This window comes from Brevundimonas sp. 374 (genome assembly GCF_900102995.1).
GTDB lineage: Bacteria > Pseudomonadota > Alphaproteobacteria > Caulobacterales > Caulobacteraceae > Brevundimonas > Brevundimonas vesicularis_C.
On sequence record NZ_FNKT01000004.1, the window covers coordinates 12,992 to 27,340 of the forward strand.

The 14,349-nt window shown below is 67.0% G+C and carries 14 protein-coding genes; 7 read left to right on the forward strand and 7 right to left on the reverse strand.

The window, feature by feature from the left end:
- The first annotated feature begins 18 nt into the window (after positions 1 to 18).
- A complete protein-coding gene (locus BLR19_RS14700; protein ID WP_143007372.1) occupies positions 19 to 303 on the forward strand; it encodes a hypothetical protein in 285 nt (94 codons plus the stop codon).
- Positions 304 to 306: 3 nt separating this feature from the next.
- Here the strand turns inward: BLR19_RS14700 and BLR19_RS11365 are convergent, their stop codons facing one another.
- Positions 307 to 861: an ActR/PrrA/RegA family redox response regulator transcription factor gene (locus BLR19_RS11365; protein ID WP_055754444.1), complete on the reverse strand. Its 555-nt coding sequence runs from the start codon at positions 859 to 861 to the stop codon at positions 307 to 309.
- Between the two features lie 87 nt (positions 862 to 948).
- A complete protein-coding gene (locus BLR19_RS11370) occupies positions 949 to 2,403 on the reverse strand; it encodes an ActS/PrrB/RegB family redox-sensitive histidine kinase (protein ID WP_255366615.1) in 1,455 nt (484 codons plus the stop codon).
- A 44-nt stretch (positions 2,404 to 2,447) separates the two neighbouring features.
- Here BLR19_RS11370 and BLR19_RS11375 point away from each other — a divergent pair, with 44 nt between their 5' ends.
- The 4 genes from BLR19_RS11375 to BLR19_RS11390 all read left to right on the forward strand — a co-directional run bounded on the left by BLR19_RS11375 (position 2,448) and on the right by BLR19_RS11390 (position 5,568).
- A complete protein-coding gene (locus tag BLR19_RS11375; RefSeq protein ID WP_091751028.1) occupies positions 2,448 to 3,071 on the forward strand; it encodes an SCO family protein in 624 nt (207 codons plus the stop codon).
- A gap of 80 nt (positions 3,072 to 3,151) precedes the next feature.
- Positions 3,152 to 4,432 carry a polyhydroxyalkanoate depolymerase gene (locus BLR19_RS11380; RefSeq protein ID WP_055808966.1) on the forward strand — a complete coding sequence of 427 codons (1,281 nt, stop codon included), beginning with the start codon at positions 3,152 to 3,154 and terminating at the stop codon, positions 4,430 to 4,432.
- A complete protein-coding gene (locus tag BLR19_RS11385) occupies positions 4,398 to 5,132 on the forward strand; it encodes a M48 family metallopeptidase (RefSeq protein WP_091751031.1) in 735 nt (244 codons plus the stop codon). The genes BLR19_RS11380 and BLR19_RS11385 overlap by 35 nt, the downstream gene beginning before the upstream one ends.
- 58 nt (positions 5,133 to 5,190) lie before the next feature.
- Positions 5,191 to 5,568 (forward strand): lysozyme inhibitor LprI family protein, encoded by a 378-nt coding sequence (locus BLR19_RS11390; protein WP_091751034.1) that lies wholly within the window; start codon positions 5,191 to 5,193, stop codon positions 5,566 to 5,568.
- A 71-nt stretch (positions 5,569 to 5,639) separates the two neighbouring features.
- On the opposite strand, the gene BLR19_RS11395 is transcribed toward BLR19_RS11390, so the two are convergent.
- The 3 genes from BLR19_RS11395 to BLR19_RS11405 all read right to left on the reverse strand — a co-directional run bounded on the left by BLR19_RS11395 (position 5,640) and on the right by BLR19_RS11405 (position 9,440).
- The gene (locus tag BLR19_RS11395) at positions 5,640 to 7,733 is read right to left on the reverse strand and encodes a transglycosylase domain-containing protein (protein ID WP_091751037.1); all 2,094 of its coding nucleotides are present in this window, start codon (positions 7,731 to 7,733) and stop codon (positions 5,640 to 5,642) included.
- Positions 7,734 to 7,839: 106 nt separating this feature from the next.
- Entirely contained in the window at positions 7,840 to 8,463 is a 624-nt protein-coding gene (locus BLR19_RS11400; RefSeq protein WP_091751040.1) for a class I SAM-dependent methyltransferase, read from the reverse strand.
- A gap of 5 nt (positions 8,464 to 8,468) precedes the next feature.
- Positions 8,469 to 9,440: an alpha/beta fold hydrolase gene (locus BLR19_RS11405; protein WP_091751043.1), complete on the reverse strand. Its 972-nt coding sequence runs from the start codon at positions 9,438 to 9,440 to the stop codon at positions 8,469 to 8,471.
- 108 nt (positions 9,441 to 9,548) lie between these two features.
- Here BLR19_RS11405 and BLR19_RS11410 point away from each other — a divergent pair, with 108 nt between their 5' ends.
- A complete protein-coding gene (locus tag BLR19_RS11410) occupies positions 9,549 to 10,679 on the forward strand; it encodes an aromatic ring-hydroxylating oxygenase subunit alpha (protein ID WP_091751047.1) in 1,131 nt (376 codons plus the stop codon).
- Positions 10,680 to 10,724: 45 nt separating this feature from the next.
- Here BLR19_RS11410 and BLR19_RS11415 read toward each other — a convergent pair whose 3' ends face one another.
- Positions 10,725 to 11,741 (reverse strand): adenosine kinase, encoded by a 1,017-nt coding sequence (locus BLR19_RS11415; RefSeq protein WP_091751049.1) that lies wholly within the window; start codon positions 11,739 to 11,741, stop codon positions 10,725 to 10,727.
- Between the two features lie 92 nt (positions 11,742 to 11,833).
- On the opposite strand from BLR19_RS11415, the gene BLR19_RS11420 reads away from it, so the two are divergent.
- Positions 11,834 to 12,706, forward strand: coding sequence for an ATP-grasp domain-containing protein (locus tag BLR19_RS11420; protein ID WP_091751052.1), 873 nt, complete (start codon positions 11,834 to 11,836; stop codon positions 12,704 to 12,706).
- 39 nt (positions 12,707 to 12,745) lie between these two features.
- On the opposite strand, the gene BLR19_RS11425 is transcribed toward BLR19_RS11420, so the two are convergent.
- Positions 12,746 to 14,206 (reverse strand): methyl-accepting chemotaxis protein, encoded by a 1,461-nt coding sequence (locus BLR19_RS11425; protein WP_218119409.1) that lies wholly within the window; start codon positions 14,204 to 14,206, stop codon positions 12,746 to 12,748.
- Positions 14,207 to 14,349 lie beyond the last annotated feature (143 nt).

The following is a 14,349-nucleotide window of genomic DNA, read 5'->3' on the forward strand; positions in this document are numbered from 1 at the left end:
CCTGACGGCACATTAGCCATGACCGTCACTCTTCGGAATTTTGGAGGCGCAGCTGGCTTCGTGATCAATGAAGTCAGTTTGACCGCAGACCACGACGATTTTCCCGTCGCCGAACTCTCCCACCTCTCGACCTCAAAGGTGACCTGGACATCAAATCATGACGTCACAATGTGCTACGATGGCGTAATGACAAAAGGTGCGTCGGTATGGACGCAATCAATCAAAGGGCGCGATGTGACTGTCCGCCTGGATGAGAATTGTCAAAATTCCGAGACGGTGCGCGTTTCTATCGCGCAAGCTTAAGGTCTACCGCGGCGCGCGCTTGGCCAGGATGCGTTGCAGAGTGCGGCGATGCATGCCCAGGCGGCGCGCCGTCTCGGAGACATTGTGGTCGCACAGCTCATAGACGCGCTGGATATGCTCCCAGCGGACGCGGTCGGCGCTCATGGGATTTTCAGGCGGTTCGGGCGAATCGCCGGTGGCGAGCAGGGCCTTGACCACGTCGTCGGCGTCGGCGGGCTTGGACAGATAGTCGACGGCGCCGGCCTTGACCGCCGCGACCGCCGTGGCGATGGCGCCGTAGCCGGTCACCATGACGATGCGGGCGTCCTCGCGCTTTTCGCGCACCGCTTCGACGATCTTCAGGCCGTTGCCGTCCTCAAGCCGCATGTCCAGCACGGCGAAGGCGGGCGCCTTGTCGCGCAACAGCTGCATCGCCTCGGCGACGGATTCAGCGGTCGTCACCTGAAAGCCGCGCGCCTCCAGCGCCCGCCCCATCCGGGTGCGCAGGGCCTGGTCGTCATCCAGCAGCAGCAGGGACTTGTCGGGCAGGGCGGCGATGCGGGCTTCGAGTTCTGACATGCGTTTCTCTCCTGCCGCTTCAAGTCGGGACGGGTAGCGCGCGGGTCAAGGCCAAGGTTCCGCCTGCGACGCTTCGACCCAATCGCCTCATGCCGCGACCTCCAGCGCCGGCCGCGCCCAGCGCACCGCCACGCGCGCGCCGCGGGGCGCCGCCTTGGCCTCCGATTGCGGCAGGCCCTGGCCCACGCTGACCGACCCGCCGGTCCGCTCCAGCAGGGTGCGGGCGATGAAGAAGCCCAGCCCCATGCCGCCCTGACTAGGGGCGATGGGCGGCTCGACCGTTGTGCGGGGCTTGGACGGGCGGGCGGCGGCGGCGATCTGGGCGGCCAAGGCCTGGCGCGCCTTGCCCTGCGGCCGACTGGTCACATAGGGCTCGCCCAGCCGGGGCAGGATGTCGCCAGCGAAGCCCGGCCCATCGTCCAGAATCTCGATCTCGATCCAGCCGGCGTCCACCACCGCCTGGACCCGCACCGTCGTTTTGGCGAAATCGGCGGCGTTCTCGACCAGGGTGGACAGGCCGTGGATCACCTCGGGCATCCGGCGCACGCGCGGCGCGGGCTGACCCGGCGGCGTCTTGACCAGCACATCAAAGGCCAGGTCGAAGCCCCGGTGCGGCTCCACCACCTCTTCCAGCAGGGCCTTCAGCGAGACGTCGGCATACAGGGCGTCGTCGCCCTCGGGCTGTTGCGACAGCTGGGTCAGTATGCCCCGGCACCGTTCGGCCTGTTGCAGGATCAGGGCCGCGTCCTCGGCCGCGTCGCTGTCGGGGGCCGAGGCGCGTTGAAGCTCCTTCGCCACCACCTGAATGGTCGCCAGCGGCGTGCCAAGCTCATGCGCCGCCGCCGCCGCCAGGCCGCCTAGCGCCGCCAGCCTCTGTTCGCGTTGCAGCACGTCCTGGGTGGTCGCCAGGGCCAGTTCCAGCTTCTCCGCATCAGCCGCCACCCGCCAGGCGTAGCCGGCGGTGAAGACCACGCCGGTCACCAGGGCCATGGCCATGCCGAGGCGATAAAGCGTCGGCAGGTGGAAGTTCTCGTGCGGTCGCCACGGCAGGGGTTCGGACCAGAAGAACAGCACCCCGACCGCGATCAGGGCCAGCACGCCCAGCATCAGGGCCTGACGCGCCGGCAGGGCCGCCGCCGCGATGGTGACGGGCGCCACCAGCAGCAGACAGAACGGGTTCTCCAGCCCGCCGGTCAGACCCAGCAGCACGCCCAGCTGGAAGATGTCGAAGCCCAGGTGGATCGCCGTCGTGCGCCCGTCCGGCAGGCTGGCCTCCAGCCGGCGCACCCGCGCCATGGCCCCCACATTCACCGCCGCGCTGATGGCGATGACGATCAGGCACGGCCAGAGCGGCAGCGGAAAATGCAGCCCCTGATGCGCCGTCAGGATCGCCGCGCTCTGGCCGATGATGGTCAGCCAGCGCAGCACGATCAGGGTCCGCAGCGAAAACCCCCGACCGCGACGCGGCGCATCGCTCCAGCCGTTCAACGGCTCCGAAGACGATGCGCCGTGCGGCGCCATGCGGGCTTCTGTCGAGGTCACACGCCTTCTATAGACCGATCACATCCGTTTCGTGAGAGGCCGTCATGCCGCGTCGTTCCATCCTGCTGTTCGCGGGCGCCTGCATCGCCATCGCCGTGGCGCTGGCCATTATCACCGTCGTGGTGGTCAGCGGTCGTGCGCCCACGTCGGACGGCGCCGAGGTGACGTCGACCGGCCAGCCCCTGGTCGGCGGCGACTTCAAACTGGTCAATCAGGATGGGCGCCCTGTCGATCAGACGATGCTGAACGGCAAATGGAGCCTGGTCTTCTTCGGCTTCACCTACTGCCCCGAGTTCTGCCCGACCACCCTGGCCGAGCTGGGCGCGGTGCAGCAGCGGCTGGGCGACAAGGCGGACAATCTGCAGATCGTCTTCGTCAGCGTCGATCCCGAACGCGACACGCCCCAGGTGCTAAAGGACTATCTGTCGTCCGACGGCTTTCCCAAGGAGACCATCGGCCTGACGGGCACGCCCGAACAGGTGGCGACCGCCGCCACGGCCTACCGCGCCTTCTATCAGAAGGTCGGCGAGGGCGAGGGCTATACGATGAACCACTCCCTGACCGTCTATCTAATGGGCCCGGACGGCAAGTTCCGCACGGCCGTCGCCTATGGAATGGGACCGGACAAGACGACCAGGATCATCGAACAGGCGATGGCACGGGGTTAGCAGCGACGCCATAATCCTTTTGCAGGGTGATGCATTATATGTTGCCCTGCACAAACGGCGCTCGGCCGTATCGGATCGTCATGCTCTACGCCTTTCATGAACTCGCCTATCAGTCGGCCCTGCCGTTCCGGGTCGGCGCGCAACTGGCCCGCAGCTTTTGGACCTCGCCTTTCAACCCGGCGGCCGACACCGCCATCGGCCGCACCGCCTACGCCTCGGCAGAACTGTTCGAGAGCGTGACGCGGCGCTACGGCAAGCCGGCCTGGAAGCTGGAAACCATCGACATCGGCGGCAAGCCGGTGCGCACCACCGAACAGGTGATCTGGCAGAGCCCGTGGTGCCGCCTGGTCCGCTTCGCCCGCAACATCGGCGACCTGAAGCGCGCCAAGAAGCCCGCTTCCGGCCCGGCCGTCCTGATCGTGGCCCCGCTTTCGGGCCACTACGCCACCCTGCTGCGCGGTACGGTCGAGGCTTTCCTTCAGGACCACGACGTCTATGTCACCGACTGGGTCAACGCCCGCCAGGTGCCGATGCTGGAGGGGCGGTTCGATTTCTTCGACTACATCGACCACGTCCGGCTGATGCTGGCCGAGATCGGCGGCCGCGCCCACGTCGTCGGCGTGTGCCAGCCCGGCCCGCCCGTTCTGGCCGCCGGCGCGGTGATGGCCGAGGACGAGGACGAAAACCGTCCCCTGTCGATGACCTTTATGGGCTCGCCCATCGACGCGCGCCTGTCGCCGACCGTGACGAACCAGTTGGCCGAGGAAAAGCCCTTCACCTGGTTCAAGTCGAACATGATCCACACGGTGCCCCTGCCCTATGCGGGCTTCGGGCGGCGCGTCTATCCGGGCTTCGTCCAGCTCTACAGCTTCATGTCGATGAACGAGGATCGCCACCGCGACGCCCACTGGAACTATTTCACCAGCCTGATCGCCGGCGATGGCGACGAGGTCGAGAAGCACGAAGAATTCTACGACGAATATCTGTCGGTGCTGGACTTGACGGAAGAATTCTACCTCCAGACCATCGACATCGTCTTCCAGCAGCATCTGCTGGCGCGGGGCCTGTTGGAGCATCGCGGGCGCAAGGTCGATCTCTCCAGGATCACCGACATCGGCCTGATGACCGTCGAGGGCGAGAAGGACGACATCTCGGGCGTCGGCCAGACCCAGGCCGCGCACGGCCTGTGCCCCAATATCCCCGAGGATCGCCGCGTCCTCTACGTCCAGCCGGGCGTCGGCCATTACGGCGTGTTCAACGGCCGTCGCTTCCGTGACGAGATCTATCCCCGCGTGCGCGATTTCATCGCCCAGAACGAGGCCGCCGGTGGCGTATCGCAACGGTCAGCGGCTGCCGCTTGACGAAAGCGGGGCTGGCGGGAGCGAAGGTTCCGGCCCGACCCTGAGACTGTCGGTCAATCCACGTGCGCGACGTCTGTCGGTGCGGATCGACGCGCGCGCCGGCGAGGCCGTGGTCATCGCCCCAACCGAGCGCGGCCTGAGCCAGGCCGTCGCCTTCGCCCGATCCAAGGCCGTCTGGATCAGCGAACGCTTGGCCGTCCGCCCCAAGAGCCGCCCGCTGAAACCGGGCCAGGTCATTTCCCTGCGCGGCAGGCCTGTGCGGCTAGAGGCCGTGCCCGGCGCGGGCGCCGCGCGTCTGGTCGAGGACGGGACGATCATCCGCTCGGGCGGCGAGGGCGAGGCCTACGCCCGCCGCGTCGAAAACCTGCTGAAGCGCGAGGCGCGAGACACCTTGCTGGAACGCACCGACCACCACTTGCGCGCGCTAGGCCAGGGCCCGGTCAAGATGGGGATCGCCGACACCCGGTCGCGATGGGGCTCATGCAGCCCGCACAACCGCACCATCCGCTACTCCTGGCGCGTCATCATGGCCCCGCCCCCGGTCATCGACTACCTCGCCGCCCACGAGGTCGCCCATCTGGTCCACGCCGACCACAGCCCGGCCTATTGGTCCGTCGTCGAACGGCTGGTCGGGGATCACAAGCCTTGGCGCAAATGGCTGAAGGATTACGGCGCCGCCCTTCACGCAGTCGGGCGGTAGGCGGAAACCCCGGCGGCCGGGCGCGTTTCAGCATGGCCCGTCCACTCAGGAACGCCCCATGAAAACGATGATCACCCTGTCGATCGCGCTCGGCCTCGCCGTCACCGCCGTCTCGTCCGCCAGCGCCCAGTCGCAGGCCACAATGAACGCCAACGCCGCACAGGAACTGCAGCGTGCCGATCGGGCGCTGAACAGCCAGTACACGACGACGATGGGACGGCTGTCGCCCGCAAGCCGCACCCTGCTGCGCACCGCCCAACGCACCTGGATCAGCTTCCGCGATCAGCAATGCCGCTTCGAAGCCTCCGGCGTTCAGGGCGGTTCCGCCTATCCCATGGTGCATTCAACCTGCCTCGCGCGTCTGACGACAGAGCGGACACGCCAGTTGCGGACCCTCAGCCAATGTCAGGAAGGCGACCTGTCCTGCCCCCGCTGACCCAGGCCTGAAATGCAGAGGGAGGCGACCGCCGGGTCGCCTCCCCTTTTTACGCGCTGTTAGCGTCGCGATCAGAAGAACAGGGCGTCACCCTTTCGCTCCTGCGCCGGGCGGCCCTCCGGCTGCTGCGGGTTCGGCGCATCGCGATAGCCGCCCTTGGGCGACGCGGGACTGGACGGCTGCGGCGACGGCGGCTGCATCGGCGCCTGGTCGTCCGGGACATAGGGCTCGCCCGCCAGGGGGTCGACGGGTTCGATGGGCAGGCCGTTCTGATCCAGGCCGCTCATCAGGTCACCGACCGGATCGGGCGCGACCCAGCCTTCAGGCATGGGCGGACCATTGGGGATGGCGGGGGCGTCCAGGCGCGGCAAGGCCGCCTCCATGAAGCCTTTCCAGATGGCGGCGGGCGACGAGCCGCCGGTCACGCCGCGCATCGCGGTGTTGTCGTCCTTGCCTACCCAGACGGCGGTGACGAAGCCGCCGGTATAGCCGACGAACCAGGCGTCCTTGTAATCCGAGGTCGTGCCGGTCTTGCCCGCCAGGTCGCGGCCCGAGATCGCCGCCGACCGGCCCGAGCCGCTGGTCACGACGCCGCGCAACATCTGGTTCATGTAGTACAGCGACGGATTGTTGATCGCCTGGCCGCTCTGGCCCGACTGGCGTTGATAGATGACGCGGCCCTGGGGCGTGCGGATGCGGCTGATACCATAGGCGTCGACACGGCGCCCGCCATTGGCGAAGGCGTCATAGGCGGTGGCCATCTCGATCGGCGAGACCTCGACCGCGCCCAGCGCCATCGCCGGCTCCAGACCGATGCGGCTTTCGATGCCCAGGCGTCTGGCGGCGCGGGCCACGCTGTCGCGCCCGACCTGATCGGCGACATAGGCCGCGACCGTATTGGTCGACTGGGCCACGGCCTGGGCCAGGGTCATGTTTCCGCTGAAGGTGCCGGAATAGTTGCGGGGCGACCAGTTGCCGATGGTGATCGGCTGATCGACCACCGGGGTCTGGGGCGTATAGCCGGCCTCGACCGCCGCCAGATAGACGAAGGGTTTGAAGGCCGAACCCGCCTGGCGCTTGGCGTCGACGGCGCGGTTGAACTGGCTGTCGGCATAGGAGGAGCCGCCGATCATGGCCCGCACCCGGCCGTCGCCGTCCAGGGCGACCAGGGCCGCCTGCTGCACGCCCTTGCCAGCGTCACGATCCAGGATGCGGCGCACCGACCGCTCGGCCGCCGTCTGCAGCGTCAGGTCCAGGGTGGTCTCGACCACCATGTCCTCGGTCGGTTCGCCGACCAGGCTGCGGATCGACTTGTCCAGCCAGTCGATGAAATACTGGGCGTGCTGGGTCGCGAGCGTCCGCGAGACGATGACCGGCTGGGTCACGGCCTGTTCGCGCTGGGCGGCGGTGATGACGCCGGCCTCTTCCATCTCGTTCAGCACGACGGTGGCGCGGGCGGCGGCGCGGTCGCTCTCGGACACCGGCGAATAGCGCGAGGGCGCCTTCAGCAGGCCGGCCAGCAGCGCGGCCTCTCCGACCGTCAGATTCTTGGCCGACTTGTCGAAATAGCGCTGCGACGCCGCCTCGATCCCATAGGCGCCGGCGCCGAAATAGACCCGGTTCAGATACAGGGCCAGGATCTCCTTCTTGGAGAATTTCATCTCCAGCCAGACGGCCAGCATCAGCTCCTGCACCTTGCGGCGCATGTTCTGGTCGGGCGTCAGGAACAGGTTTTTGGCCAGTTGCTGCGTCAGGGTCGAACCGCCCTGCACCACCCGCCCGGCGCGGACGTTGGTCGCCATCGCCCGCATCATGCCGATGGGGTCGAAGCCGGGGTGGTGATAGAAGCGCCGGTCCTCGATCGCGATGAAGGCGGCCGGCACATAGTCCGGCAGGGCGTCTAGATCGGCGGGCGGCGCCATCTGGGTACCCCGCGTCGCGATCAGCGCCCCATTGCGATCCAGATAGGTGATCGAGGGCTGACGATCGACCTGATACAGGCTGGAGGTGTCCGGCAGGCCGCGCGCGAAGACGGCGAAGAAGACGACCAGGAAGATCAGCCCCCAGACCGCCAGCACGGCGCTCCAATAGAACAACCGTCCCAGGGCCGACCGGCGGGGCTTGCCCTGCGCCTGTGGTCCGCCCGCATTCACCGGTCCCGCCATGTCCGTCCTTCAGATGCCGCCTTGGGCGAGTTCTCGTTCATCGGCTGTGTATCGCGTATGAACGCCCACCGAAACGGTCCCGCCGACTTCACGGGATCGTGAGCAGCTATTTCGCCGAAAGAAAGGCGCGCCGGGCCAGCCACACGCCGGTTTCCGCCCCATCGTGTTCCACGCGCAATCCGGCGTCGGCCAGCAGGGCGCGATAGGCCTCCGGGTCCAGACTGGCGTGATAGAGCGGCTCGCCCCGCCACTGTCCGATGGTCTCGCCGTGCGCCTGACCAGAGGTGAACATCAGCCGCCCGCCCTCGGCGACGCACGCGGCCAGCGCCGGCAGCACCCTGCTCTGATCATCTGGGCTGAGATGAAACAGACTGTGCCAGGCCAGAACGCCGTCGAACGGACCCGGCGGAAACGCATCGCGCATATCCGCGACCGACCACACGCCTGTCGACAGCGTCGCCTGAGCATGGGCGATCAGGCCCGGCGACGCATCCATGCCCGTCACCGGATGTCCCCGCTCCAGCAGGGCGGCCCCAATCGGCCAGCCCGAACCGCAGCCGACGTCCAGAATAGATGCGCCTGCAGGCAAGTCCGCAACGAAGCGGTCTAGCCAGACCGCTTCGTCCACCCCTCCGTCGCCGGAATACAGGGTCGCGCCCCGATCCCGCACCCAGTCGTCGGCCTTATTCCGATAAAGGCCGACGATCCGTTTCGCGGACGGGTGGGTCATGGCGCCTATTTCGCCACGAAGGCGTCCAGGTCGGCGTAGAAGGCCTGGGGCTGGTCGAACATGATGAAGTGGGCGCTGTCGTCGATCCGTTTCAGCGTCACGCCCGGCAGGCCGGCATAGGACATCTGATAGATGCTGTCGGTGATCTGGGGCGTCATGCGCGGATCGTTGAACTTGGCGTACACCACCTCGGTCGGGGCGGTGATCCTGGACAGTTCGGGACGCAGGTCTGTCGTGATCAGTTCGCGGAAGGCGGCGGCCGAGACCTTCTGGTTGCTTTCGCGCATGTCTTCCAACGCCTCGGCGCGGCGGCTTTCGGTGTTGATCATGCCGTTGATGCTGGCGGTCGCCTGGGCGACATAGGCCTCGCGCGGGCTGTTGGCCTGGGCGGCCCAGATCTGGTCCGCAACCGGGGTCACGCTTTCGGCCGAGGCGCCGGGCGCGGCGAACATCGCGCCCATGAAGGGGATCATGTCTACGACCATCAGCTTGCCGACCGCATCAGGATGACGCGCGGCCAGCATCATGCCGATGGTGCCGCCCATCGAATGGCCGACCACGACCGGCTTGGTCAGGCCCTTTTCACGGATGTAGCGGGCGATCTCTTCCGCCACCGGCGCAGCGACGGGCGACGGGGTCGAGCCTTGCGCATTGCCCTCGGCCGGCGCGCCGGCGAAGCCCTGGACGTGGATGCGGTGTATGCGCCAGCCGGCGCCCAGATGATCCACCGTGCCCTGCCAGACCTCCGGCGACGAGCTGAGTCCGGGGATCAAGATGATGTCGCGCCCGCCGGCGTCGCCATCGACGCGGACATGGATGCGGTCGGATTGGAAATCCGCATGCTGATGGCCGTGGGCATGGCCGCCTTCGGCATGGGCGCCGTGCCCGTCCTGCGCGAAGGCCGCTGGCGCCACAGCGATCAAGGCGGCGGCTACTGCGGCGCCGACGGTGCGGTTCAGAATGGATGCGATGGTCATGATCAAACTCCCCTTTGACGCCCGCTTATGCCGCGCTGACTTTGATATGTAAAGTTCTCTGTCAGGTGACATGAGACAGGCGCCGCGCGGCTCTGTTAGACAGTCGGCATGAAGCCCGCCGACGCCGCTCCCGTCCAGTCTCCCCAGGTCGAACCCGCCCCTTCAAAAGCCGGCGCGCAGCCGTTCGGCAAGGGGTTCGTTACCGACGCCTGGTATTTCCTCGCCTTGGGCCGCGACGTCGTGCCCGCCAGCCTGAAACGCTACGAGATCATGGGCGAGCCGGTCCTAGTCGGCCGCACCCGCGCGGGCCAGGTCTATGCGATGCGCGACATCTGTCCCCACCGCGCCGCGCCCCTGTCGGCGGGGAAACTGGTCGAAAAGCCTGGCGAGGGCGAGACGGTCGAATGCCCATATCACGGCTGGCGCTTCCGGCCCGACGGCGTCTGCGCCGCCATTCCTTCACTGGTCGAGGATCAGGCGTTCGAGGCGAACCGCATCCGCGTGCGGTCCTATCCGGTGCGCGAGAGCCAAGGGATCGTCTTCGTCTGGATGGCGTCGGACGCCCGCAATCCGATGGAGCCGGACCACGAACCGCCGATCTTCCCCGGCGTCGTCGGCGGCGAGGCCAAGCTGGTCGAGGCGATGGATTTCGACAGCCATATCGACCACGCCGTCGTCGGCCTGATGGACCCCGCCCACGGCCCCTACGTCCACCAGCAATGGTGGTGGCGGTCCGAACATTCGATGCACGAAAAGTCCAAGGCCTTCGCCCCGACCGCGTTCGGCTGGGCCATGGTGCGCCATGCCCCATCGTCCAACAGCCGCCTCTACAAAATCCTGGGCGGCGCGCCCGCGACCGAGATCACCTTCCGCCTGCCGGGCTTCCGGTGGGAGCACATTCAGGTCGGCGAGAAACAGGTCCTGGCCCTGACCTGCCTGACGCCGATCACCGATACCAAAACGCGCATCACGCAGATCTTCTGGTCCGACCACTGGGTGTTTGGCCTGGCCAAGCCCTTCCTGCGTATGGGGGTCGTCGCCTTCCTGAAACAGGACGGCGGCATGGTGAACCTGCAGAACGAGGGCCTGCGTTACGACCCTGCTCTGATCTGGGTCGACGACGCCGACAAGCAGGCCAAATGGTATCAGCAGCTGAAGCGCGAATGGGCCAAGAGCCGCGCTGAGGACCGAGCCTTTGTGAACCCGATCCAGCCGACGACGCTGAGGTGGAAGAGCTGAAGACGAACGTCTTCTCCCCATCAAGACGGGGAGGAGACTGTATCGTTAGAGCTTCAGCCCGTTCTCCTTAGCCAGGTCGACCAGGTTCACCATCGGGCGCGGGCCCCAGTGGGCGATGACTTCGGACGCCGCCAGCGAACCCCGCTTGCCGGCCTCTTCCAGCGTCAGGCCGCGCGCAAGGCCCAGCAGGAAGCCGGCGGCGTACTGGTCGCCGGCGCCGGTGGTGTCGATCACCTTGGCGACCGGATAGGCGGCGACGACGACGCGCTCGTCGCCCTTGATCACGACCGAGCCGTGCTCGCCGCGCGTGACGGCGGCGATCTCCACGATGGCGGCCAGTTTCGCGGCGGCGGCGTCGAAATCATCCGTTTCGAATAGAGCGCCCAGCTCGGCTTCGTTGGCCAGGACGATGTCGGCGGACTGGATGATGAAGTCGAGCAGTTCGGCGCGCCAGCGGGCGACGACGAAGGTGTCCGACAGGGTGATAGCGACCTTGCGACCGGCCTTGTGCGCGGCGGCGGCGGCGCGCTCGAAGGCGGCGCGGGCGGGCGCCGGATCGAACAGATAGCCTTCCAGATAGACGATCTCGCTGGCGCCGATCAGGGCCTCGTCGATGTCGTCGGCATACAACTGGTTCGCGGCCCCCAGGAAGGTCGCCATGGTGCGCGCGCCGTCCGACAGGACGTTGATCAGGCAGCGGCCGGTGCCGAAGCCCTGATCCGCCCCGCCCGTCAGGACAGGCGTGTCGAAGTGAACGCCGGCGGCGCGGATGTCGTGGGTGAAGACCTGGCCGAGGGTGTCGTCCGCGACCTTGCCGATATAGGCCGCGCGACCGCCGAACGAACCGACGCCCGCCACGGTGTTGCCGGCCGACCCGCCCGAAGCCTCCACGCCCGGCGCCATGGCGGCGTACAGGGCGGCGCTGCGTTCGGCGTCGACCAACTGCATGGAGTTGGGCGCCAGGTCCTGGGCCGTCAGGAAGGCGGCGTCGCAGGGGCTGAGGACATCGACGATGGCGTTGCCGACGGCGCAGACATCATATTGGGCGGTGTTCTGGGTCATGGTCGCGCCTTAGCCGGTCAACGCCCACACGTCACCCGAAATCATATAAGGAAGCCCTTATATGCTCCGCGTCGCTTCGGTATGAGGACTGCATGACCCAGATCGCCGTCCTGACCCCCGATCCCGCCGACAAGACCTATGTCGGGCGCTGGCCCGAGGTGCTGGAACGGTTGAAGGCGACGCTGGAGAGCACGGGCGCGACGGTCACGGCAACGCCTTGGACCGATCATGTCGGGGACGCGTCGGGCCTTGCCGCCTATGACCTGATCCTGCCGGTCATCGCCTGGGGCTATCACCGCGATCATGGGCGCTGGCTGAAGGCGTGCGTGATGTGGAACGCGGCCGGCCTGGCGATCGCTAATCCGGCCGAGGTGCTGCGCTGGAACTCTGACAAGGCCTATCTGGCGCGTCTGGCGGACAGGGGCGTGCCGATCCCGCCGACGCGATGGACCGACCGCGTGACCCAGGAACAGGTGGACGCCGCCTTCGCCGAGACGGGCGCACCGGTGCTGATCGTCAAACCGACGGTGTCGGCCGGGGCGTTTCGCACCCTGCGCCTGACGCCCGGAGAGGTGTTGAGCGATGCGCCCGAAGGCGCGGCGATGATCCAGCCCTATCTGAAGTCGATCGAGACCGAGGGCGAGACCTCGCTGCTGTTCTTCGGCGGCCGGTTCAGCCATGCGGTCAACAAACGGCCGGCAGCCGGCGACTTCCGCATCCAGGTCCAGTTCGGCGGCCTGTATACGGCCGTGACGCCGGATGCGGCGGCGATGGCCTTGGCTGAGCAGGTGCTGGCCGCCATCGACGAACCACTACTCTATGCCCGCATCGACATGGCCCGCGACGACGCCGGCCGATGGGTGCTGATGGAGGCCGAACTGATCGAACCGGACTTCTATCTGGACCACGACCCTGCGAACGGCGCCGGCTTCGCCGAGGCCGTCAAGGCGCGGCTGGAGGCCTAGGCCGCCTGGCGCTGAATCGCGCCCAACCGAGCCTGGAGCTCAGAACTCTTCCCAGTCCGACTGAACGGTGGCCACAGCGGCCCGCCCGCCGCCGGCCGCCATGCGGGCGCGCGCAGGGGCGGCGTGGGCGCGGGCGAAACTTTCGACCCGCGCTTTCATCTGCTGGATGGGAGCCTTGTGGATCGGCGACGGAGCCGCCGCGACCTGGCTGGTCTCGAAGCGTCCGACCAGTTCGGCCAGTTCGGCGGCCTCGCGGCTCAGGCTCAGGCTCGCGGCGGTCGACTGCTCGACCATGGCCGCGTTCTGTTGAGTGACCTGATCCATCTGGTTCACGGCGGTGTTGACCTCGGCCAGACCCACCGCCTGCTCCTGAGTCGAGGCGCGGATTTCGCTCATCAAGGTCGTGATCTCCTCGATGCGGCCGGCGATGCCCGCCAGGGCCTCGCCCGACTGACGCACCAGAACCACCCCGTCCTTGACCTGGCTGGAACTGGCCGAGATCAGGGTCTTGATCTCCTTGGCCGATTCCGCCGACCGTTGAGCCAGGGCGCGCACTTCAGAGGCGACGACGGCGAAGCCACGGCCGGCTTCGCCCGCACGGGCGGCCTCAACGCCGGCGTTCAGCGCCAGGAGATTGGTCTGGAAGGCGATCTCGTCGATCACGCCGATGATCTGGCTGATCTCGTTGGAGGAACGTTCGATCTCGCCCATGGCCGCAACAGCCTTCTGCACGACCACGCCGCCGGTCTCGGCCTGGGTCCGGCCTTGGGTCACGACAGTGTCGGCGGCCTGGGCGTTTTCGGCCGTTTTGCGCACGGTGGCGGTGATCTGATCCAGGGCGGCGGCCGTCTCTTCCAGACTGGCGGCCTGTTGTTCGGTGCGGCGCGACAGATCCTCGGCGGCGCTGCTGATCTCCTGCGCGCCCGACTGCATCGATCCGGCGTTGACGCCGATCACGCCGACGGCCTCGTCCAGCGCCGCCATGGCCTGATTGAAGTTGTCGCGCAGCACGGCGTATTCGCCGGGGAAGTCGTCCTGGATGCGATAGGACAGGTCGCCGGCCGCCATGGCCGACAGACCCTTGGCCGTGCCTTCGACGACAGCGGCCTGAACTTGCGCGGCCTGACGGTCCGCCTCGGCCCGGCGTTCGCGCTCTTCCTCGACGGCGGTTACGTCCGTGGCGAACTTGACCACCTTGTAGGGGCGCCCGTCGCTGTCCAGGATCGGATTGTAGCTGGCCTCAATCACCACGCGCTTGCCGCCTCGGCCGTAGCGCACAAACTTGTCCGCCACGAACTCACCTGCGTTCAGCTTTCGCCACAACTCCGCATAGGCCGGCGTCTGCGCCTCAGTCGGATCGACGAAGATCTTGTGGTGACGTCCGACGATTTCGGACAATTCGTATCCCACCACTGATAGGAAGTTCTGATTGGCCTCCAGAATGACGCCATCCAGATCGAACTGGATGACTGCTTGAGAGCGACTGACGGCAGCCATCATGTTGCGCAGCTCGTTGAGCGTCTTGTCATCTCTGTTTTTGGCAAAAAGGCGCAATGCAAAAATCTTTCGTGCTGAGATGAACGTTAATGCCACATCAACACTTTAAATCAGGTGTCAGCATGGTTAGCGCGCTAAAGGCTCAA